Here is a 20859-nt window from a genome sequence, read left to right on the forward strand (position 1 = left end):
CTCTTCTGAGATGGCGTCCGTCAGGACACGACGGTCTCCTCGGCATGCTTGCCGGCCGGCTGCGGCACGGCGACCAGCGGGTACACGCCGTTCTCGTCGTGCACCTCGGTGCCGACGACCGGCGGATTGAACACGCACAGCATCCGCATCTGCGTGTCGGCGGTGACCGTGTGCCGTTCGTGACCGTTCAGCAGGTACATCGTGCCGGGGGCCAGCGGATAGGTCTCGCCGGTCTCCCGGTCGAGCAGGGTGCCGGTGCCCTCGACGAGCCAGACGGCCTCGATGTGATTGGCGTAGTGGAATTCGTTCACGCTGCCGGCGGCGATGGTGGTCTCGTGGAACGAGAACCCCACGCCGTCGCCGCCGAGGACGATGCGCTTGGAGACCCAGTTGCCCTTGGGGTCCGCCACATCGCGATCGGTACCGGTGATTTCCTGGGTGGTTCGGACGATCATCCGATCACCTCCTTGACTGCGTCGGAAAGGATGGACAGGCCGCGGTCGAGGTCCTCGCGGGAGATGGTCAGCGGCGGGAGCAGCTTGACGACCTCGTCGGACGGACCCGACGTCTCGGCGAGCAACCCGGCGCCGAAGGCCTGCGCACAGACCTTCCCGGCTGCCGTGTGATCGTCGAACGCCAGGCCGCGGACCATGCCGCGACCGCGGGTCGAGATGCCTTCGTAACGGTTGCAGAGGTCGGAGAAGACCTCGTGGATGCGCTCACCCTTCGCGTGGATCTCCCGGGTCAGGGTGTCGTCGGACCAGTAGGTCTCGATGGCCCTGGCGGCGGTGACGAAGGCGGGGTTGTTGCCGCGGAAGGTGCCGTTGTGTTCGCCGGGGGTCCAGACGTCGAGCTCGGGCTTGAACAGGGTCAGCGCGAAGGGCAGACCGTAGCCGCTGATCGACTTGGACAGCGTAACGATGTCGGGCTTGATGCCGGCCTCCTCGAACGAGAAGAACTCGCCGGTCCGGCCGCAGCCCATCTGGACGTCGTCGACGATGAGCAGGATGTCGCGGCGCTCGCACAGGTCCGACAGCGCGCGCAGCCACTCGGCGCGTGCGACGTTGACGCCGCCCTCGCCCTGCACGGTCTCGACGATCACCGCGGCGGGGCGGTTCAGGCCGCTGCCCGAGTCGTCGAGGACGCGCTCGAACCAGGCGAAGTCCTCCATGACGCCGCCGAAGTAGTTGTCGAACGGCATCGGGGTCGCGTGGACCAGGGGGATACCGGCACCCGCGCGCTTCATCGAGTTGCCGGTGACCGACAGCGAACCCAGGGTCATGCCGTGGAAGGCGTTGGTGAAGCTGATGATCGACTCACGGCCGGTCACCTTGCGGGCCAGCTTGAGGGCCGACTCGACGGCGTTGGTGCCCGTCGGACCGGGGAACTGGATCTTGTAGTCGAGTCCGCGCGGCTGAAGGATGTGCTGGTGGAACTTCTCGATGAAGTTCCCCTTGGCGACGGTGGCCATGTCGAGACCGTGGGTGATGCCGTCGGACTCGATGTACTCGATCAGAGCCTTCTTCAGCTCGGGGTTGTTGTGGCCGTAGTTCAGCGAACCGGCGCCCGCGAAGAAGTCCAGGTACTCCCGACCGTTCTGGTCGGTGATGTAGGAACCCTTGGCGGTGGTGAAGACCGCAGGCCAGTTGCGGCAGTAGCTGCGCACCTCGGATTCGTGGGTCGTGAAGACGGAATCGTCGAAGGACTTTTCCAGAACGGGGGTGGCGTCGAGAAGTTGCATATCGGTGCTTCCTTCTATGGGTGACAACGTGAGTTCGGTGCCCATCGGCGATATGAACTCGAAAAGCGGCGTCGCGCAGCGACGCTGTGGTGGATCAGTGCCAACGATGTTGCGGCACTGCGCATCCGGAAACCGTCGGTCAGGGGCTATGCCGCGGTCCGGGGGTGCTGAGGGATCACGCGCGAGCTCAGGGCTCGGGGATCTCCGGTTCCAGCATGTAGAGGTCCTCGGGCTCGTGCGAGTCCGGGAAAGCGTTGGCGGCGAACAGATCACGGCGTTCGAAACGCAGGCCGCGAGCCTTCGCCACCGACTCGAACAGTCGCTGCGACGGAATGTTGTCGGGACTGATCGTGGTGTGCATCGCCACCATGCCGAGGCGGTTCACGCGATCGAAGAGGTGGTGCAGCATGGACCCGGCGATGCCGTGTCCGCGCATCGAGTCGTCGACGGCGACCTGCCACACCATGAGGGTGGATGGATCGTTCTGGCGACGATATCCGGTGACGAAACCGACCGGACGGCCGTCGACTTCGGCGATGATCGAGGTCTGGGCGAAGTCGTGACACCACAGCACATAGGAATACGACGAGTTGACGTCGAGAACCTTTGAGTCCGAGGCGATTTCCCAGAGACGGGTACCGTCGGCGACAGTCGGCATCCGATAGTCGACGGTAAGGACAGTTGTTGGGGCCGTTCTTGTTTGTGAAGGGCTCATAACGCCATCGACGTTAACAACGCGTGTCGGGGAAGTCACCCACCTGCGGAAATTGCCTCGTCGAACCCCTACCTTCTACCTGATCAGACATGCAATGTGAAGTGAGTCACAAGAGTGTCACCCACGGATGTCATCGGGGCTTCACGGGAGGGCAGAATGGCCCCATGACGAGGATCATCGCGGGCGAGCTACGGGGGAGACGGCTCCGCGTTCCGGGCGAGGGAACTCGTCCCACTTCCGATCGTGTGCGGGAGTCGGTCTTCAACATCCTCGACGCCCGATTCGATCTCGACGGGCTCTGGGTTCTCGATCTGTACGCCGGTTCCGGCGCCCTCGGCATCGAGGCGGTCTCGCGAGGAGCGGCCGGCGCGACCTTCGTCGACTCGGCACGGAAGGCGGCCGCGGTCATCGGGGCCAATGTGCAGGTCTGTGGCATCGCCTCGTCGACCACGGTACTGACGAGACCGGTGTCCGCCTATCTGTCCTCGCCGCCCGAACGGAAGTACGACCTCGTGTTCTCCGACCCGCCGTACGCGGTCGACGCGTCGGCGCTCTCCGAGGACCTGACCAGACTGGCCGCGACACGGCTCGCCGAGGATGCCCTGGTGGTCGTGGAGCGCTCCGCCCGCTCGACCGGCCGGATCTGGCCCGCCGGCTTCGAGGTGCTGGTGGACAAGAACTACGGCGACACCCGGGTCGAGGTGGGGGAGTTCACCGGTGCCTGAGACGCTGCCGCGCAGCTCCTGACGACACTGACGCGCAGGACCTGACGGTAAGTTCAGGCCATGACGACGGCAGTGTGTCCCGGTTCCTTCGATCCCTTCACCCTTGGCCACCGATACGTGGTCGAACGCGCCGCGGCGTGTTTCGACGAGGTGGTCATCACCGTGGTGGTCAATCCCAACAAGCGCGGGATGTTCAGCGTCGAGGAGCGCATCGCGCTCATCGAGGAGGATTGTGCCGATCTGCCCGGCGTGCGGGTCGATCGCTGGGAAGGGCTTCTCGTCGACTATCTGAAGCAGGAGTCGATCCACACGATCGTCAAGGGCCTCCGGTCGGCGGTCGACTTCGACTACGAGGTTCCGATGGCCCAGATGAACCGCGCGCTCGCAGATGTGGAGACGGTCTTCCTTCTCACCGATCCCCGGTTCGCGCATGTCTCGAGTTCGCTCGTCAAAGAGGTGGCCAAGCTCGGTGGCGACGTCGCGCCGTTCTTGTCGTCGCACATCCACAAGCGCCTCACGGCAAAGCTGACCGGCGAGCGGTCCGTCTGACGAATCACCTGGGGAAATCTGCGACACACCCCACGCGCTTCACTAATCACAGGCGCAACATTCGGCACAATAGTCACAGATTCACCAACTGTTGCAAACAGGCAAGCGCCGGATTGGGGTGGCTGTGTACCGGGTATTTGAGGCTCTCGACGAGCTCGTGGCGATTGTCGAGGAGGCGCGGAGTGTGCCGATGACCGCGGGTTGCGTCGTGCCGCGTGGTGACGTGCTCGAACTCCTCGACGACATCAAGGACTCGATCCCGGGCGAGCTCGACGACGCTCAGGATGTCCTCGACCAGCGCGACACGCTCATCGGTGATGCGCGTGAGCACGCCGAGACCACGGTCGCCAAGGCCGACTCCGAATCCGAGGCCGTCCTCGCCCACGCCCGGGCCGAGGCCGATCGCATCCTGTCCGAGGCCAAGGCTCAGGCCGATCGCATGGTCGACGAGGCGAGCTCGCACTCGCACTCGCTCGTCGAGGATGCCACCGAAGAGGCACGCCGGCTCCAGACGAGTGCTGCCCGCGAATTCGAGGCCGTCACCGGGCGCGCACGGGCCGAGGCGCAGCGCACCATCGACGCGGCGAACAACACCTACGACAAGTCGGTGGCCGACGGCATCGCCGAACAGCAGCGCCTCGTCTCCGAGACCGAGGTCGTCGGCGCCGCCAAGTCGGAGGCCGAGCGCATCATCGACGCCGCGCACGCCGAGGCGGACCGTCTGCGTGGCGACTGCGACGTCTACGTCGACGAGAAGCTGGCCCAGTTCGAGGAGATCCTCACCGGCACACTGCGTTCGGTGAACCGCGGACGGCACCAGCTGCGCACCGGTGCCGGCATGCACGACTACGTCGAGTACCCACGCAGCGTGGACGATGCGGCACGCGACTCGCGCGGCGACCACTCGCGGTCGCGCGAGACGTCGACCCGGAACTCCTACGACCGTGACCAGGGATCCCCGCTGGCGGTCTGACCGGTCGGGCGACCGACCCGGCACACACGGTGGCGTCAGTCGATGATTCGCGATCGCGAGCGTATGGTGCAGTTTGTGTCTGATCATGCTGTGACATCAGAACCGTCGCACGGTCCCGATTCCGCGCCACGGCGCGATCCCTTCGTCCTCGACGTCCGGTCGCTGGGTCGTCGCCCGGGCACCATGTCAGAGGTGCACCGGACGGTGGCGACCCCGGACAAGCTCGGAGTCGAGATGATCGGCATCCCGGCCGGCTCGGACGTCGATCTCGACCTCCGGCTCGAGTCGGTGAGCGAGGGAATCCTGGTGACCGGCACCGCGTGCGGCGAGACCGCGGGGCAGTGTTCGCGCTGCCTCGAGCCGATCGACGGCACGGTGACGGTGTTCCTCACCGAACTGTTCGCGTACCCGGACAGTGTGACCGAGCAGACTACCGAGGAAGACGATGTGCACCGCATCGTCGACGACCGCATCGATCTCGAACAGGCGATCATCGACGCGGTGGCGTTGGAACTCCCGATGTCGCCGCTGTGTTCACCGGACTGCCCCGGGCTCTGCCAGGTGTGCGGTATCCGGTTGGCGGTCGCCGAACCCGGCCACGCGCACGAGCTGATCGACCCTCGGTGGGCCGGTCTCGCGAACAAGTTCTCCGAGCTCACCGGCGACGACAAGCCGGACGGCGACACGTCGGACGGGGACACGTCGGACGGGGACAAACCGGGCGATCAGGAACGTCGTGACTGAGACCACTCGCGAGGACGGTCGTCGTGCCGCGCTACTCGCCGCTCTCGACACCGACATCCCCGAACACCTTCTGACACTGGCGCTCACGCACCGCTCCTACGCCTACGAGCACGGCGGGCTGCCGACCAACGAGCGCCTCGAGTTCCTCGGGGACTCCGTTCTCGGTGTGGTGATCACCGAACGCCTGTACCTCCGATTCCCGGACCGCCCGGAGGGTGAGCTCGCCAAGATCCGTGCCAGCGTGGTGAACATGCACGCGCTCGCCGACGTGGCGCGGGGGCTCGGCGACGAGGGCGGCCTGGGCAAGTACCTGTATCTCGGCCGCGGCGAGGAGATGACCGGCGGCCGCGACAAGGACTCGATCCTCGCGGACGGCCTCGAATCGCTGTTCGGCGCAGTGTTTCTCAGTCACGGGCTGGAGACCTCGCAGCGGATCATCCTGCGGCTCTTCGACGAACGCATCGAGAAGGCCGGGCAACTCGGCGCGGGGCTGGACTGGAAGACCTCGCTGCAGGAGCTGAGCTCGGAACGCGGTTACGGCCCGCCGCAGTACCAGATCTCGTCCACCGGACCGGACCACAACAAGGAGTTCACCGCGATCGCGATGGTCGCGGGGGAGAACCTGGGCGAGGGCGTCGGACGCACCAAGAAAGAGGCCGAGCAGCAGGCGGCGGCCCTCGCGTGGACGGCACTCACCGAACGCGCTGCCGCGTCCGACACCGCTGCGTCCTGAGATTCGGCGTACATGCCTGAACTACCCGAGGTCGAGACCGTGCGAATGGGTCTCGAGAAGCACCTGACCGGGCGGACGGTGACGTCGGTCGAGGTACTGCACCCGCGTGCCGCCCGTCGTCATGTCGGCGGTGAACCCGATCTGATCGGACGTCTGGCCGGCAAACACGTCACCGGGGTGCGGCGCCGCGGCAAGTACATGTGGATCGACCTCGCCGACGACGCCGATCGTGTCGCCCTGGTCGTACACCTAGGCATGAGCGGACAGATGCTCATCGCCCGCAATGGGGCACCCGACCACACCCACCTCCGCATCCGCGCCACCCTCGACGACGACAACGAACTGCGCTTCGTCGACCAGCGCACGTTCGGCGGATGGCATCTCGACGATTATGTGGACGACATCCCGGTGTCGGTCGCGCACATCGCGCCCGATCCGTTCGATCCCGCCTTCGACGCGGCAGCAGTGGTGACCCGGATGCGGGCCAAGCACTCCGAGATCAAGCGCGTCCTGCTCGATCAGACCGTCATCTCCGGGGTCGGCAACATCTACGCCGACGAGGCGCTGTGGCGTGCGCGACTGCACGGCGCACGTATCGCGGAGACGATCTCGCGCAAGAAGCTCCTCGAACTGATCGATGCGGCGACCGCGGTGATGACCGAGGCGGTAGAGGTCGGGGGTACGTCCTTCGACGCGCTGTACGTCAACGTCAACGGCCAGTCGGGCTACTTCGAACGCTCGCTCAACGCCTACGGACGCGAGGGGCTGCCGTGCCGCCGGTGCGGGACGCTGATGCGCCGGGAATCGTTCATGAACCGCAGCTCTTACTTCTGCCCGAAGTGCCAGACCGTGCCTCGGCGCCGTGCACGTTGAGTCACTGACACTTCCTGCGCAGCTCTGACGCGTCCGGTGAAACGTGATGAGCGTTCCGCGGAACGCGCGACGCGACGTGACCAGCTGTTTTGTCGGTGGGCGCCGCTAAGTTGTTCGCATATCCGTTCGAACAGCTGGGGGGCTTGGGGTGTCTGTTTCGGTATTGCACGGTGAGAATGTGTCGTCGATGTTCGATGGCGCGGATCCGGCGTCTCTGTCCGATGAGGCGTTGGAAAGCAGAGTGCTGGGTTATGCCGCGCAGATCACCGCGCTCACGGCCGAGTTCTTGTCTCTGGTTGCGGAGTTGGATGAGCGGCAGTCGTGGAGGGGGCCGGGTATTCATTCGCTCGCACACTGGTTGTCGTGGAAGGCGGGTGTCTCTCAACGCACAGCGCAGGAGCAGGTCCGGGTGGCGAAGGCTCTGACGGAGTTACCGCTGATTCGGCAGGCGTTCGGTGCGGGGCGGTTGTCGTATTCGAAGGTGCGGGCGCTGACGCGGGTGGCGACCCCGTTGCGTGAGAAGGAGCTGGTGAACCTGGCGTCGTCGTGCACGGCGTCGCAGCTGGAGCGGGCGGTACGTGCGATGGGACAGATCGATCGGGATCGTGGCATCGAGCCGGAGAATCGCACCCCGGCGGAGTCGACGGGCCGGTGCAAGTGGAATGCGGATGGCTCCTTGTCTGTGTCGCTGAGGTTGTCTCCGCTTGATGGTGCCCGGTTCCTGGCCGGTGTGGTCCGTGCCGAGTACGAGCGCACCCGGACCTTCGACGATGCGGATCTGCCCGCGGTGTCGAGCGTTCCGCGGAACGCTGCGGGTGAGTTGGAAACCGTGGATGGTGAACGGGACTCCGAGGTCAGGCCGGCGAATCGCCGGGACCTGTGGCGGAATGTGCCGTCGAATCTGGCGCCGGCGGTGGTGGCGATGGCCGACATGGTGCACGACGGGATCGCGATGCCTGATCTCGCGCCGGGAGCCGAGATCCTGATCCATACCGACGAGGGTGGAGAACAGGCCCACCTCGATGACGGGCCGGCGCTGTCGGAGGCCGAACTGGAGGAGGCGCACTGTGGTGCTGCGGTTCGGAAGGTGTTGTCCAGCAGGGTGTCCGGAGCTCCAGGGAAGTTGGCGTTGCTGGGGCTGGGGCGTAAGTCGCGAACGCCGAACAGGGCACTGGTCAGGGCGTTGTTCGTGAGGGACCGGTGCTGTCAGATGCCCGGCTGTGAACGCACACGGCATCTGCACGCCCATCATGTGGTGTTCTGGTCAGCCGGTGGGGAGACCGGGTTGGACAACCTGATTCTGTTGTGTGGAAGCTGTCACCGTGCGCTGCATCGGGGTGAGTTCAGCATCACCGCTCATGGGTCGCAACGTTTTTCGTTCCACGGGCCGGGTGGTTCGGTGATCGACGTGAGCCCCGCGACACGCGCGCCGGGGCAGTGGTCGCCGGACGAGCGGGTGGCGGCGGATGCGACGGTGCCTGTGGGTGGCGGCAAGCTCGACCTCGGGTATGCGACCGAGGTGATCTACGCGGTGTGGGAATGGAAAGAACGCAACGCGAGCCGAGAGGCGGCAGCTGCCTGACGACGTCGGGCGCGACTGGTTGGGGAATCTTTACTGATCCCCGGCTCTTACTATGGTCTGCGGTGCCAGCGCCGCCCCGCCGCCTGAGAGGACTCATCCCAGCATGACGATCGAACAGAACACCGCCGCCCCGGCCCAGGCTGCGGAGCCCGCGCGCACCGACCTCTGGGTCGAGCGCACCGGGACCCGCCGGTACACCGGGCGCAGCTCGCGCGGTGCCGAGGTGCTGATCGGCTCGCAGGACGTCGACGGCGTCTTCACGCCGGGCGAATTGCTCAAGATCGCCCTCGCGGCCTGCACCGGCCTGTCCTCGGACCGGCCGCTGTCGCGCCGCCTCGGCGACGACTACGACGCCACCATCCGGGTCAGCGGCGACGCCGACCGCGAGAACGAGGTGTACCCGCGGATCGAGGAGATCCTCGAGGTCGACCTCTCCGAACTCGACCCCGATGCCGCACAGCGGCTGCTCGTCGTCGTCGAGCGCGCCATCGACGCGGTGTGCACGGTCGGCCGCACCATCAAGGCCGGCGCCGAGGTCGACCTGAAGATCGTGACGGACTGAGTCATGAGTGCCGACCCCGTCCGGTTATCCGCGTTCGTGCACGGACACGTCCAGGGCGTGGGGTTCCGGTGGTGGACGCGGTCACGGGCGCTGGAGCTCGGTTTGGTTGGTTACGCGTCCAATCAGCCCGACGGACGCGTGCACGTCGTGGCCGAGGGGTCCCGCGACAAAGTCCTGGAGCTGCTCGACGCGCTCCGGTCGGGAGAGACCCCGGGGCGGGTCGATCTCGTCGTCGACAGCCTCGACCCCGCGCGCGGAGACCTGACCGGCTTCCTCGAACGGTGAGCGTTGCCCGAAACCCATCGCGATGGTGAGTACTCTGTACCGTCGTGCACCTCAAAAGCCTGACCCTGAAGGGCTTCAAGTCGTTCGCCTCGGCGACGACCCTGCGCTTCGAGCCGGGTATCACGTGCGTCGTCGGCCCCAACGGCTCCGGTAAGTCCAATGTCGTCGACGCCCTGACCTGGGTCATGGGCGAGCAGGGCGCCAAGGCGCTGCGCGGCGGCAAGATGCAGGACGTGATCTTCGCCGGCACCTCCGGACGTCCGCCGCTGGGACGTGCGGAGGTGACCCTCACCATCGACAACGCCGACGGCGCGCTCCCGATCGAGTACTCCGAGGTCTCGATCACCCGCCGCATGTTCCGCGACGGCGCGGGCGAATACGAGATCAACGGCAGCACCTGTCGCCTCATGGACGTTCAGGAACTGCTCTCCGATTCCGGTATCGGCCGCGAGATGCACGTCATCGTCGGTCAGGGTCGTCTGTCGGCGATCCTCGAGTCGCGTCCCGAGGACCGTCGCGCGTTCATCGAGGAGGCGGCCGGCGTCCTCAAACACCGCAAACGCAAGGAAAAGGCGGTCCGCAAGCTCGACGCGATGCAGGCCAACCTGGCGCGCCTGACCGACCTCACCGCCGAACTGCGACGCCAGCTCAAGCCGCTCGGCCGGCAGGCGGAGGTCGCCCGCCGCGCGCAGACCGTCCAGGCCGACCTCCGCGACGCCCGATTGCGCCTCGCCGCCGACGACCTGGTCATCCGTCGCGCCGAGATGGCCGAACACGCCGCCGTCGAGGACGAGGTGCGGCGCCGCCAGGACGAGGTGGCCGCGGAACTCGACCGCGCCAATGCCGAGGTGACCGAACACGAGCAGCATCTCGCCGAGGTCACCCCGGCGGCCGCGGCGGCCAGCCGCGCCTGGTTCCGGTTGTCGGCCCTGGCCGAGCGCGTCGACGCGACCCGGCGGGTCGCCGCCGAGCGCAGCCGCTATCTGAGCGAAGCCGCCACCGAGGCGACCGGACCCGACCCGGAGGAACTCGAGGAGCAGGCCCTGGAGGCCGCCGAAGTCGAGGCCGAACTGACCGAGGGCGTCGAGATCGCCGCCGAACAACTCGAGACGGCCCGCGAGGTGCTCCGCGAGCGCGAGTCGATCGCCGAGGCCGCGGAGGCCGCCCATCTCGCCGCCGTCCAGGCGATCGCCGACCGTCGGGAAGGACTGGCCCGTCTCGAGGGACAGGTCGACAACCTGCGAACGCGTTCCGAGGGGGTCGACGCCGAGGCCGACCGTCTGACGGCCGCCATCGCCCACGCCACCGAACGCGCCGAAAGCGCTGCCATGCAACAGGATTCGGCAGCGGGGGAGCTTGCACAGCTGGAGGCGTCCGAGCAGGCCCTCGACGAGCACCACGAGCGGTGCGTCACCGCGCTGAACCTGTCCAACGAACGTGTCGCGACCCTGCAGGCGCAGCACCGCGAGGCCGAACAGTCCATCGCCTCACTGTCGGCGCGGGTCGAGGCCCTCGCCATGGGCCTGGAACGCAACGACGGCGGCGCCTGGCTGCTCGACAACGCGCCCGACGGCCTGCTCGGACCGATGTCGGAACTGGTCACCGTCGAACCCGGCTTCGAGACCGCGATCGCCGGTGCGCTCGGCCCGGCGGTCGACGGCATCGTGACGGTCGACGGCATGGCGGCCATCCGCGCGCTCGAGGCCCTCAAGTCCGGCGACGGGGGACGGGCCGCCCTGATCTGCGGCGGCCTCACCGACTCCGTACCGCAACGAGACGCTGCCTTGCCCGAAGGCGCTCGCTGGGCATCCTCAGCGGTGACCTGTGGTCCGGAGATCCGCACCGCGATCGACACCGTCCTCGCCGACACCGTCATCGTCGACGACCCTGCCCGGGGCCTGGAACTGGCCCGCAGTCTCGGCGTGCGCGTGGTGACCCACGCCGGTGACCGCATCGGTCCCGCCTCGATCGAGGGTGGATCGTCGCGGCGTCCGTCGACGCTCGAGGTGCAGTCCGCCATCGACGCCGCGACCGAGGACCTGGCCGCGACCCGACGGCGCGTCGAAGAGCTGGAGGCCGCACTCGACGGGGCACTCACCGAACAGCGGGAACGTCGGGAAGCGGCCGAGGAGGCACTCGCCGCGCTCCACGAATCGGATTCCAGTGTCGGCGCCGCGTATGAGCAGATGGCCCGGCTGGGCCACGAGATCCGCACCGCCCGGGCGGAGGCCGATCGCTTCACCCGTCAGCGCAACCTGCTGGAGAAAGGTCGCGCCGAGACCCTGGAGTCCCTCCGCGAACTGGAGGAACGGCTGCGGCTGGCCCGCGACGAGTCGGACTCGGGTCCGGAGATGGCCGCCGACGACTCCGAGCGGTCGACCGCCGCGGCGGCCGTCGGGATCGCCCGCGGTACCGAGATGGAGGCGCGTCTGGCACTGCGCACCGCCGAGGAACGCCTCTCGTCGGTGCGTGGCAGGGCCGATTCGCTGCGTCGCGCCGCCCAGCGTGAGCGGGAGGCCCGCGAGCGGGCACGTCGTCAGGACGAGATCCGGCGACAGGCCGCGGGGGTGGCGGTGGCCGTCGAGCGGGCCGGCGCTCAGGTCGCCGAGCGTCTCGCGGCGGCGGTCGCGTCGGCGCAGGCAGGGCGCGACGAGCTCGAGGAGCTCCGGGTCGCGCGCTCGGCGACCCTCGACGAGCTGCGCCTGAAGTCCGGGGAACTGACCACCACGCTGAACTCCTTACGCGACACCGTGCATCGTGACGAGGTGGCCCGTGCCCAGGTGGCGCTGCGGATCGAGCAGCTCGAGGAGCAGATTCTCGAGACGTTCGCGATGTCGCCGGACGACCTGATCGCCGAATACGGTCCGGACGTCCCGATGCCGCCCTCGGCCCTGGAGATGCAGGAGTACGAGGAGGCCAAGGGCCGCGGCGAACAGGTGGTGGCCCCGGCACCCATGCCGTACGACCGCGCCACCCAGGAAGCCCGGGCGAAGAAGGCGCAGAAAGACCTCAACACGCTCGGCAAGGTCAACCCGCTCGCACTCGAGGAGTTCGCGGCGCTGGAGGAGCGCTACAACTTCCTGTCCTCACAACTCGAGGACGTCAAGGCCGCACGCAAGGACCTGCTCGACGTCGTCGAGGACGTGGACGCCCGCATCCTGCAGGTGTTCACCGAGGCCTACGCCGACGTCGAGCGCGAGTTCGGCCAGGTCTTCCAGACGCTGTTCCCCGGCGGTGAGGGTCGCCTCGTGCTGACCGAACCCAACGACATGCTGACCACCGGCATCGAGGTGGAGGCCCGGCCGCCGGGTAAGAAGGTGAAGAGGCTGTCGCTGCTGTCGGGCGGGGAGAAGTCCCTGACCGCGGTCGCGATGCTGGTCGCGATCTTCCGCGCCCGCCCGTCGCCGTTCTACGTCATGGACGAGGTCGAGGCGGCGCTCGACGACACCAACCTGCGCCGTCTCATCAAGCTGTTCGAGCAGTTGCGGGAGAAATCGCAGCTCATCGTCATCACCCATCAGAAGCCCACGATGGAGATCGCCGACGCCCTCTACGGCGTCAGCATGCGCGGGGACGGCATCACGACCGTCATCTCGCAGCGCATGCGCGGCGTGAACATGCCCGTGGCTCAACAGGAGGACACCAGCCAGTGAACACCGGAATCATCATCGGGATCGTCGTCGCGGTGCTCGTCATCGCCGCGCTGATCGCGCTCGGACTGGTGCTGGCGCGTCGTCGTCGCATCTCGCTGTCCGATACGACGACGCAGCCGGAGATCGTCGACGGCAGCAAGCCCCAGGTCGACCGATCCGGGGGCTATCAGGCGGGGTCGGGCTTCAGTTTCAGCCGAGGTGACACGGCCCTGGCCGAACCGCCGGAGCGCAAGCCGGCACCGGAGCGCAAGCCGGAGCCGCCGGTCCGGCCGGAACCGCCGGTCCAGCCGGTCGAGGAGCGCACCGACGTCGACGGTCAGCCCACGGTCGGCGACGACGCCGCGGTGCCGCGCGACTCCCACCGCCGCGGGATCACCGAGGTGTCCCTGCCCGACGTCATCGAGCCGGTAGAAGCCGAACCCGAGACAGCCGAACCCGAGACAGCCGAACCCGAGACAGCAGAGCCCGAGACAGCAGAGCCCGAGGCAGCAGAGCCCGAGGCAGCCGCACCCGAGACAGCGGCGCCGGAGACCGCAGCACCCGAGGTCGCCGAGCCGGACGTCATCGCGCCCGAGGTGACCGCGCCCGAGGTGGCTGCACCCGACGACGCGTCCGGCGCGGTCACGGCACCGCCGCGCGAGGAGATCGCACCGACCGCCGGCCGTCTGGGTCGGCTGCGTGGCCGGCTGTCCCGGTCGCAGGGCGCGATCGGCAAGAGTGTGCTCGGTCTGCTCGGCGCCGGTGACCTGGACGAGGACAGCTGGGAGGAGATCGAGGACACCCTGGTGATGGCGGACCTCGGTACGGCGACCACCACGACCGTCGTCGAGACCCTGCGGTCCGAGCTGGCCGCGAACCCGGTCAAGTCGGCGGCAGAGGCCCGCGCGCTGCTGAAGCGGGTGCTCGTCGAGCAGCTCGACCCGACGTTGGACCGTTCGATCCGCGCGCTGCCGCATGCGGGTCGTCCGGCCGTCGTGCTGGTCGTGGGCGTCAACGGCACCGGCAAGACCACGACGACGGGCAAGCTGGCCCGCGTTCTCGTCGCCGACGGACGTCGCGTGCTCTTGGGTGCAGCCGACACCTTCCGCGCGGCCGCCGCCGACCAGCTGCAGACCTGGGGCGAGCGCGTCGGTGCGGAGATCGTTCGCGGCAAGGAACAGGCCGATCCGGCCGCGGTGGCGTTCGACGCGGTCGACCGCGGCATCGCGTCGGGCGTCGACGTCGTCATGATCGACACCGCCGGTCGCCTGCACACCAAGACCGGTCTGATGGACGAGCTGGGCAAGGTCAAGCGCGTCGTGGAGAAGAAGGCACCGGTCGACGAGGTGTTGCTCGTGCTCGACGCGACAGTCGGGCAGAACGGGCTGATGCAGGCGCGGGTGTTCGCCGAGGTCGTCGACATCACCGGTGTGGTGCTGACCAAGCTGGACGGCACCGCCAAGGGCGGCATCGTCTTCCACGTGCAGAAGGAACTGGGCGTGCCGGTGAAACTGGTGGGTCTGGGCGAGGGCGCCGATGATCTGGCGCCGTTCGAGCCGGAGGCCTTCGTCGACGCGCTGCTGTGATCGCCACACTCCGAAACCTGGTGTTTTACACCCGCGAAATATAAATCGCTCATCGGGTTACGTACCCGAAACGTGAAGGCACCACTGCGGAAACCGAGTGCCGACAATCTCTTTGCAGGCGCCGAGCCGTCGGTGCATCTGAGGAGGTTTTCGTAGTGGATTTGGCTCTGTTGCCAAACGAATCGTTTGGCCCCATCGACACGGGCAACACGGCATTCATGCTCGTGTCGGCCGCGCTCGTCCTGCTGATGACCCCGGGCCTTGCCTTCTTCTACGGGGGGTTGGCACGCGGCAAGTCCGTCCTGAACATGATGATGATGTCGTTCGGCTCCCTGGCGACGATCAGCGTCGTCTACGTGCTGTGGGGCTTCTCGATGTCCTTCAGCGACGGCATCACCGGCGAGAACGACATTCTCGGCATCTTCGCGAACCCGTTCGCGCTGTTCGGTTCCGACCAGCTCATGAGCACGATCGGTGAGGGCGATTCCGAGCAGTACGTCACCGGCGGGCTGTCAATCCCGGCGATCGTCTTCATGGGCTTTCAGCTGACCTTCGCGGTCATCACCGTTGCCCTCATCAGCGGTGCCCTCGCCGAACGCGTGAAGTTCTCGACCTGGATGGTCTTCACCGTTCTGTGGTCGACGATCGTGTACTTCCCGCTGTCCCACATGGTCTGGGGCGGCCTGGTCGGCGGCGGCGGTCTGCTCGGTGCGGGTGAGGACGGTCTGGCGGCCAAGATGTTCGGCACCGACGACGAGGGTGCGGCGGTCGTTGCGCCCATCGACTTCGCCGGCGGCACCGTGGTCCACATCAACGCCGGTATCGCTGCTCTGGTCCTGGTTCTCATCATCGGCAAGCGCGTCGGCTTCGGTCGCACCGCCTACCGTCCGCACAACATCCCGTTCGTCATGCTCGGTGCGGCACTCCTCTGGTTCGGCTGGTTCGGGTTCAACGTCGGCTCCGAGCTGGGTGCCGACCTCCTCGCCGGCCAGGTGTGGGTCAACACCACGGCCGCGACGGCAGCCGCGATCATCGGCTGGCTCATCGTCGAACTCATCCGCGACAAGCACGCCACCAGCGTCGGCGCCGCCTCGGGCATCGTGGCCGGCCTGGTCGCGATCACCCCGGCCTGTGGTGCGCTGACCCCGGTCGGCTCGCTGATCCTGGGTCTCATCGCCGGTGCCCTGGCCGCGGTGGCCATCGGCCTGAAGAACAAGTTCGGCTACGACGATTCGCTCGACGTCGTCGGCGTCCACCTCGTCGCCGGCCTGTGGGGCACTCTCGCCATCGGTCTCCTCGGCAAGGACGTCGGTCTCCTCTGGGGTGGCGATTACAAGCAGCTCGTGGTCCAGGCGGTCATCGCCTTCTTCGCCCTGGCGTTCACCGCCGTGCTCACCGCGATCATCGCCTTCGCCCTCAAGCCTCTCGGCTGGCGCGTCAGCGACGAGGACGAGAAGAGCGGCATCGACGAGGCAGAACACGCTGAGACTGCCTACGAGCTGGCATGACGATCGAGTCCAATCGCTACTACGCTGACACCCGTGGAGAGGGATAACTAATGAAGCTGATCACTGCAATCGTCAAACCGTTCACGCTCGAGGACGTCAAGGCCGGTCTGGAGCAGGCGGGCATCCTGGGTATGACCGTCAGCGAGGTCCAGGGTTACGGACGCCAGAAGGGCCACACCGAGGTCTACCGCGGGGCCGAGTACTCGGTCGACTTCGTGCCGAAGGTCCGCGTCGAGGTCGTCGTGGACGATGCGGCCGTGGACAAGGTCGTCGACGTCATCGTCGAGGCCGCCCGTACCGGCAAGATCGGTGACGGCAAGGTGTGGGTCTCGCCGGTCGAATCGGTCGTGCGTGTTCGCACCGGCGAGCGCGGCGGCGACGCTCTGTAAGTGAGCTCGTGCCCTTTCTGAACCCCAAGCGCGGCCCCGCGTCCGACGACCAGTCGGGCGCGGGGCCGCACCGTTCAACCCCCGAGACCGAGGAGGCTCCCGTAGCCGCGACCGATCTGGCCAAGACCCGCCGGCAGCTCACCGAGTCGAGCCGGAACGGGAAACTCGACGCACCGGCGTTGCGCCAGGTGCTCGTCGACCTGCACGAGTTCTGGCTGACCAGCAAGGGCGCCGAACTCGGCATCAAACCCCACAGCGGATTCGCGATCGTCGCGGTCGGCGGACTGGGACGCGGCGAACTGCTGCCGTACTCCGACCTCGATCTGATCCTGCTGCACGACGACATGCCCCTCGAGCGGGTGTCCGAGGTCGCCGACGGACTCTGGTATCCGTTGTGGGACGCGAACATTCCGCTCGATCACAGTGTCCGGACCGTTCCGCAGGCGCTGCGGGTCGCCGCTGAGGACGTCACCGCGGCCCTCGGATTGCTCGAGGCCCGCCACATCGCGGGTGACGAGGATCTGTCGAATCTGCTGATCGGTGGTGTGCGCCAGCAGTGGCGCAACGACATCCGTCATCGGTTCCCCGATGTGGTCGCCCACGCTCAGGATCGCTGGCGCCGTGCCGGCGACATCGCGCATCGCGCCGAACCCGACCTGAAGAACGGTCGGGGAGGGTTGCGCGATGTACAGCTCCTCGGTGCTCTGGCGATCGCCCAGCTCACCCACGGGATGGCCGGTCTGCGGCCGGATTCGCCGGGCGCCGGACCGCAGGTCGCCTACGCGCGGCTCCTCGATATCCGGACCGAACTGCACCGCATCGCGGGCCGTCCGCGCGAACAGGTGCGCGCGCAGGACGCCGACGAGATCGGGGCCGCCCTGCGAATCGGGGACCGGTTCGATCTGGCGCGTGTCATCAGTGACTCGGCCCGCACGATCAGCTATTCCATCGACGTCGGTCTGCGGACCGCGGGCAACGCACTCCCGAGGCGCGGCCTGGCCAAGTTGCGCCGGTCCCCGCTGCGCCGCCCGCTCGACGAGGGCGTGGTCGAGCACAGCGGTGAGATCGTCTTGGCGCGCAACGCTATTCCCAGCAAGGACCCGGGACTCATCCTCCGGGTCGCGGCCGCGTCGGCGAGGACGGGTCTGCCGATCAGCGCGTCGACCCTGAGCCGGCTGGCCGACTACGCACCCGAACTGCGGGAACCGTGGCCGGCGGAGGCGTTGAGCGACCTGTTGGTCCTGCTCAGCTCGGGTCATCACATGGTGGACCCGATCGAGGCGCTCGACCGCACCGGACTCTGGGGCCGGCTGCTGCCGGAATGGGGTGCGGTGCGCGACCTTCCGCCGCGCGACGCGATCCACACCTGGACCGTCGACCGTCACCTCGTGGAGACCGCGGCGTATGCGAGTTCGATGACGACGCGGGTATCGCGGCCCGATCTTCTCGTTCTCGGGGCGCTCATCCACGATCTCGGCAAGGGACGCGGGGCCGACCACAGCATCGTCGGCGCCGAACTCGCCGTCCAGATCGGCAACCGGTTCGGCCTGTGGCCGCAGGACGTGACGACCCTGTCCGACATGGTGCGGCACCACCTGTTGCTGCCGCAGGTCGCGACGCGTCGCGACCTCGACGACCCGGCGACCGCCGACTTCGTCGCCACCGCACTGGGACACAACCGCGTCCTGCTGGAACTCCTTGCGGCACTGGCCGAAGCGGATTCGCTGGCGACCGGCCCGGGCGTGTGGGGCGAGTGGAAGGCCTCACTGATCGGTGAACTCGTCCGGCGCTCGATGAGCCACATCGACGGCATCCCGCCGTCGGTACCCGAACCGCTGACACCCGAGCAGCTGGCGATCGCCGCCGAGGGGGACTACGCGGTTCGGCTCGTGCGCGCCGACGGTCCGCACACCTACGACGTCACGATGGTCGCGCCGGATCAGCCCGGGTTGCTGTCGAAGATGGCCGGAGTGCTCGCGCTCGGCGGGCTGCGTTCACACAAGGCCTGCGCGCAGAGCCACGACGGCAAGGCCGTCAACTCCTTCATCGTCGTGCCGATGTTCGGCAGTCCGCCGGACGCAGGTCTGCTGCGCCAGCAGCTCATCGCCTCGGTCAACGGCAAACTCGATGTGCTCGCGCGTCTCGATGCACGGGAACGGGAGTCGCCGATACCCACCATCGGCTCGGTCAGCACCCCGCCGGGGACGATGGTGACTCTCGGGGCGAGCGCCGGCAGCACCGACCCCGACGTCGACGGTGCCGGTCACCCCAAGAACGCGGTACCCGCCCTGTTCGCGGTTGCGCCGCCGCGGGTGACCTGGCTCGACACCCCCGAACCCGACGCCACCGAGGGGACGGTGCTGCTCGAGGTCCGGTCGGACGACCGGATCGGGCTGCTGAGCCGGGTGAGCGCGGTCCTGGAGAAGCACGGCGCCGACATCCGCTGGGCGAAAGTCTCCACCCTCGGCGCGACCGTCGTCGACATCTTCAGCCTGCGGTTGGCCGAGGACACCGAGGAGATGCGTGCGACGCTCACCGACGCGATCATCGCGGTGTGCCCGCCGCCGCAGCCCAAGCGGGACGAGGACGGTGACGGGCCGCAGCCCTCCGGCGGCACCGGCCGGTCGGGGGTGCCGATCTCCTAGATGTGAGGTCCCAGCCCCCGAGGTTCCCCGACCCACATGGAAGGATGGGACCCATGTTCGATTCCCTCTCCGACCGGTTGACCGGTGCCCTGAAGGACCTGCGTGGCAAGGGGCGGCTCTCCGACGCCGACATCGACCGCACCTGCCGCGAGATCCGGCTCGCCCTGCTCGAGGCCGACGTCTCGCTGCCGGTGGTTCGCGCCTTCATCGCGCGGATCAAGGAACGGGCGAAGGGCGCCGAGGTCTCCGCGGCGCTGAACCCGGCCCAGACGGTCGTCAAGATCGTCAACGAGGAGCTCATCGGCATCCTCGGCGGCGAGACCCGTCGGGTGCGCTTCGCCAAGAACCCGCCCACGGTCATCATGCTGGCGGGTCTGCAGGGCGCCGGTAAGACGACCCTCGCCGGCAAGCTGGGCAACTGGCTCAAGCAGCAGGGCCACACGCCGCTGTTGGTGGCCTGTGACCTCCAGCGTCCGGGCGCCGTCTCGCAGCTGCAGATCGTCGGCGAGCGGGCCGGCGTCCAGGTCTTCGCGCCCCACCCGGGCACCAGCGTCGGCGGTGAGGGAACACTCGGCGTCACCTCCGGTGACCCGGTCTCCGTCGCGCGCGCCGGTGTGGAGGAGGCGAAGAACAAGCACTACGACGTCGTCGTCATCGACACCGCGGGCCGCCTCGGTATCGACGCCGAGCTGATGAAGCAGGCTTCCGACATCCGTGACGCGACCGCGCCCGACGAGGTGCTGTTCGTCGTCGACGCGATGATCGGTCAGGACGCGGTCACGACCGCCGAGGCCTTCGCCGACGGCGTCGGCTTCACCGGTGTGGTGCTCACCAAGCTCGACGGCGACGCCCGCGGCGGTGCCGCCCTGTCGGTGCGCGAGGTCACCGGTCAGCCGATCATGTTCGCGTCCTCCGGTGAGAAGCTCGAGGACTTCGACGTCTTCCACCCCGACCGCATGGCCAGCCGGATCCTCGGCATGGGCGACGTGCTCAGCCTCATCGAGCAGGCCGAACAGCACTGGGACGCCCAGCAGGCCGAGGCCGCCGCGGCCAAGATCACCCAAGGTGACCTGACCCTCGAGGACTTCCTCGACCAGATGCTGATGATCCGCAAGATGGGGCCCATCGGCAACATCCTCGGCATGCTGCCCGGCGCCGGCCAGATGAAGGACGTGCTGAGCCAGGTCGACGACAAGCAACTCGACCGGGTCCAGGCGATCATCCGCGGCATGACCCCCGCCGAGCGGGAGAACCCGAAGATCATCAACGCCTCCCGCCGGCTGCGTATCGCCAACGGTTCCGGCGTCACCGTCAGCGAGGTCAACCAGCTGGTCGACCGATTCTTCGAGGCCCGCAAGATGATGGCCCAGATGTCCGGTCGCATGGGCATGGGCGGGATGAACCGGAAGTCCAACCGCAAGGGCAAGAAGGGCAAGAAGGGCAAGGGGCGCGGTCCCACTCCGCCGAAGGTGCGCGGTGGTTTCCCGGGGATGCCGGGCGGCATGCCCGCCGGGTTCCCGGACCTGTCCAACATGCCCGCCGGACTCGACCAGCTGCCGCCGGGACTCGAGGGCATCGACGTCTCGCAGTTCCAGCAGCCCAAGAAGAAGAAATAGC

The 20859-nt window shown here is 67.8% G+C and carries 18 protein-coding genes; 15 read left to right on the forward strand and 3 right to left on the reverse strand.

Translation table 11 applies throughout. The features are described from left to right. Nucleotides 1–20 precede the first annotated feature (20 nt). From BPODLACK_RS04380 to ectA, 3 genes are all read right to left on the reverse strand, one after another. On the reverse strand, nt 21–455 hold the full coding sequence (locus BPODLACK_RS04380; RefSeq protein ID WP_006437211.1) for an ectoine synthase: 435 nt from the start codon (nt 453–455) through the stop codon (nt 21–23). Continuing rightward, complete coding sequence (ectB, locus tag BPODLACK_RS04385) at nt 452–1741, reverse strand: diaminobutyrate--2-oxoglutarate transaminase (protein WP_024498375.1); 1290 nt, start codon at nt 1739–1741, stop codon at nt 452–454. The genes BPODLACK_RS04380 and ectB overlap by 4 nt, the downstream gene beginning before the upstream one ends. Before the next feature lie 187 nt (nt 1742–1928). After that, nucleotides 1929–2456 carry a diaminobutyrate acetyltransferase gene (ectA, locus tag BPODLACK_RS04390; RefSeq protein ID WP_006437213.1) on the reverse strand — a complete coding sequence of 176 codons (528 nt, stop codon included), beginning with the start codon at nt 2454–2456 and terminating at the stop codon, nt 1929–1931. A gap of 164 nt (nt 2457–2620) precedes the next feature. On the opposite strand from ectA, the gene rsmD reads away from it, so the two are divergent. From rsmD to ffh, 15 genes are all read left to right on the forward strand, one after another. Then, on the forward strand, nt 2621–3181 hold the full coding sequence (gene rsmD, locus BPODLACK_RS04395) for a 16S rRNA (guanine(966)-N(2))-methyltransferase RsmD (RefSeq protein WP_024498377.1): 561 nt from the start codon (nt 2621–2623) through the stop codon (nt 3179–3181). Between the two features lie 60 nt (nt 3182–3241). Further along, entirely contained in the window at nt 3242–3730 is a 489-nt protein-coding gene (coaD, locus tag BPODLACK_RS04400) for a pantetheine-phosphate adenylyltransferase (RefSeq protein WP_006437215.1), read from the forward strand. 124 nt (nt 3731–3854) lie between these two features. Next, on the forward strand, nt 3855–4703 hold the full coding sequence (locus BPODLACK_RS04405; RefSeq protein WP_006437216.1) for a DivIVA domain-containing protein: 849 nt from the start codon (nt 3855–3857) through the stop codon (nt 4701–4703). A 42-nt stretch (nt 4704–4745) separates the two neighbouring features. Beyond that, nucleotides 4746–5447, forward strand: a complete 702-nt coding sequence (locus BPODLACK_RS04410) for a YceD family protein (RefSeq protein WP_191834432.1) — start codon at nt 4746–4748, stop codon at nt 5445–5447. Beyond that, complete coding sequence (rnc, locus tag BPODLACK_RS04415; protein ID WP_024498379.1) at nt 5440–6180, forward strand: ribonuclease III; 741 nt, start codon at nt 5440–5442, stop codon at nt 6178–6180. The genes BPODLACK_RS04410 and rnc overlap by 8 nt, the downstream gene beginning before the upstream one ends. Nucleotides 6181–6192: 12 nt before the next feature. Further along, the gene (gene mutM, locus BPODLACK_RS04420) at nt 6193–7053 is read left to right on the forward strand and encodes a bifunctional DNA-formamidopyrimidine glycosylase/DNA-(apurinic or apyrimidinic site) lyase (RefSeq protein ID WP_024498380.1); all 861 of its coding nucleotides are present in this window, start codon (nt 6193–6195) and stop codon (nt 7051–7053) included. A gap of 187 nt (nt 7054–7240) precedes the next feature. Continuing rightward, nucleotides 7241–8635, forward strand: coding sequence for an HNH endonuclease signature motif containing protein (locus BPODLACK_RS04425; RefSeq protein ID WP_024498381.1), 1395 nt, complete (start codon nt 7241–7243; stop codon nt 8633–8635). Between the two features lie 103 nt (nt 8636–8738). Then, on the forward strand, nt 8739–9197 hold the full coding sequence (locus tag BPODLACK_RS04430) for an OsmC family protein (protein ID WP_024498382.1): 459 nt from the start codon (nt 8739–8741) through the stop codon (nt 9195–9197). Between the two features lie 3 nt (nt 9198–9200). Beyond that, entirely contained in the window at nt 9201–9482 is a 282-nt protein-coding gene (locus BPODLACK_RS04435) for an acylphosphatase (RefSeq protein ID WP_024498383.1), read from the forward strand. A gap of 44 nt (nt 9483–9526) precedes the next feature. Beyond that, nucleotides 9527–13135, forward strand: a complete 3609-nt coding sequence (gene smc, locus BPODLACK_RS04440; RefSeq protein ID WP_159404798.1) for a chromosome segregation protein SMC — start codon at nt 9527–9529, stop codon at nt 13133–13135. Beyond that, nucleotides 13132–14700: a signal recognition particle-docking protein FtsY gene (gene ftsY / locus BPODLACK_RS04445; protein WP_159404799.1), complete on the forward strand. Its 1569-nt coding sequence runs from the start codon at nt 13132–13134 to the stop codon at nt 14698–14700. The genes smc and ftsY overlap by 4 nt, the downstream gene beginning before the upstream one ends. A gap of 155 nt (nt 14701–14855) precedes the next feature. After that, a complete protein-coding gene (locus BPODLACK_RS04450) occupies nt 14856–16208 on the forward strand; it encodes an ammonium transporter (RefSeq protein ID WP_006438181.1) in 1353 nt (450 codons plus the stop codon). A gap of 50 nt (nt 16209–16258) precedes the next feature. Beyond that, complete coding sequence (locus BPODLACK_RS04455; protein WP_004572306.1) at nt 16259–16597, forward strand: P-II family nitrogen regulator; 339 nt, start codon at nt 16259–16261, stop codon at nt 16595–16597. An 8-nt stretch (nt 16598–16605) separates the two neighbouring features. Further along, nucleotides 16606–19242 carry a [protein-PII] uridylyltransferase gene (locus tag BPODLACK_RS04460; RefSeq protein ID WP_159404800.1) on the forward strand — a complete coding sequence of 879 codons (2637 nt, stop codon included), beginning with the start codon at nt 16606–16608 and terminating at the stop codon, nt 19240–19242. Between the two features lie 53 nt (nt 19243–19295). Beyond that, nucleotides 19296–20858: a signal recognition particle protein gene (gene ffh, locus BPODLACK_RS04465; RefSeq protein WP_024498387.1), complete on the forward strand. Its 1563-nt coding sequence runs from the start codon at nt 19296–19298 to the stop codon at nt 20856–20858. Nucleotide 20859: the final 1 nt, after the last annotated feature.

The sequence above is a fragment of the Gordonia sp. YY1 genome (assembly GCF_009872315.1).
In the GTDB taxonomy this organism is placed as follows: Bacteria; Actinomycetota; Actinomycetes; order Mycobacteriales; family Mycobacteriaceae; genus Gordonia; species Gordonia amicalis.

Coding starts and splice junctions, on each gene's coding strand:
- BPODLACK_RS04425 (WP_024498381.1), top strand. CDS start 7,241: ATGTTCGATGGCGCGGATCCGGCGTCTCTGTCCGATGAGGCGTTGGAA.
- ectA (WP_006437213.1), bottom strand. CDS start 2,456: ATGAGCCCTTCACAAACAAGAACGGCCCCAACAACTGTCCTTACCGTC.
- ffh (WP_024498387.1), top strand. CDS start 19,296: ATGTTCGATTCCCTCTCCGACCGGTTGACCGGTGCCCTGAAGGACCTG.
- BPODLACK_RS04380 (WP_006437211.1), bottom strand. CDS start 455: ATGATCGTCCGAACCACCCAGGAAATCACCGGTACCGATCGCGATGTG.
- mutM (WP_024498380.1), top strand. CDS start 6,193: ATGCCTGAACTACCCGAGGTCGAGACCGTGCGAATGGGTCTCGAGAAG.
- coaD (WP_006437215.1), top strand. CDS start 3,242: ATGACGACGGCAGTGTGTCCCGGTTCCTTCGATCCCTTCACCCTTGGC.
- BPODLACK_RS04455 (WP_004572306.1), top strand. CDS start 16,259: ATGAAGCTGATCACTGCAATCGTCAAACCGTTCACGCTCGAGGACGTC.
- BPODLACK_RS04430 (WP_024498382.1), top strand. CDS start 8,739: ATGACGATCGAACAGAACACCGCCGCCCCGGCCCAGGCTGCGGAGCCC.
- ectB (WP_024498375.1), bottom strand. CDS start 1,741: ATGCAACTTCTCGACGCCACCCCCGTTCTGGAAAAGTCCTTCGACGAT.
- BPODLACK_RS04435 (WP_024498383.1), top strand. CDS start 9,201: ATGAGTGCCGACCCCGTCCGGTTATCCGCGTTCGTGCACGGACACGTC.
- BPODLACK_RS04410 (WP_191834432.1), top strand. CDS start 4,746: ATGATTCGCGATCGCGAGCGTATGGTGCAGTTTGTGTCTGATCATGCT.
- rsmD (WP_024498377.1), top strand. CDS start 2,621: ATGACGAGGATCATCGCGGGCGAGCTACGGGGGAGACGGCTCCGCGTT.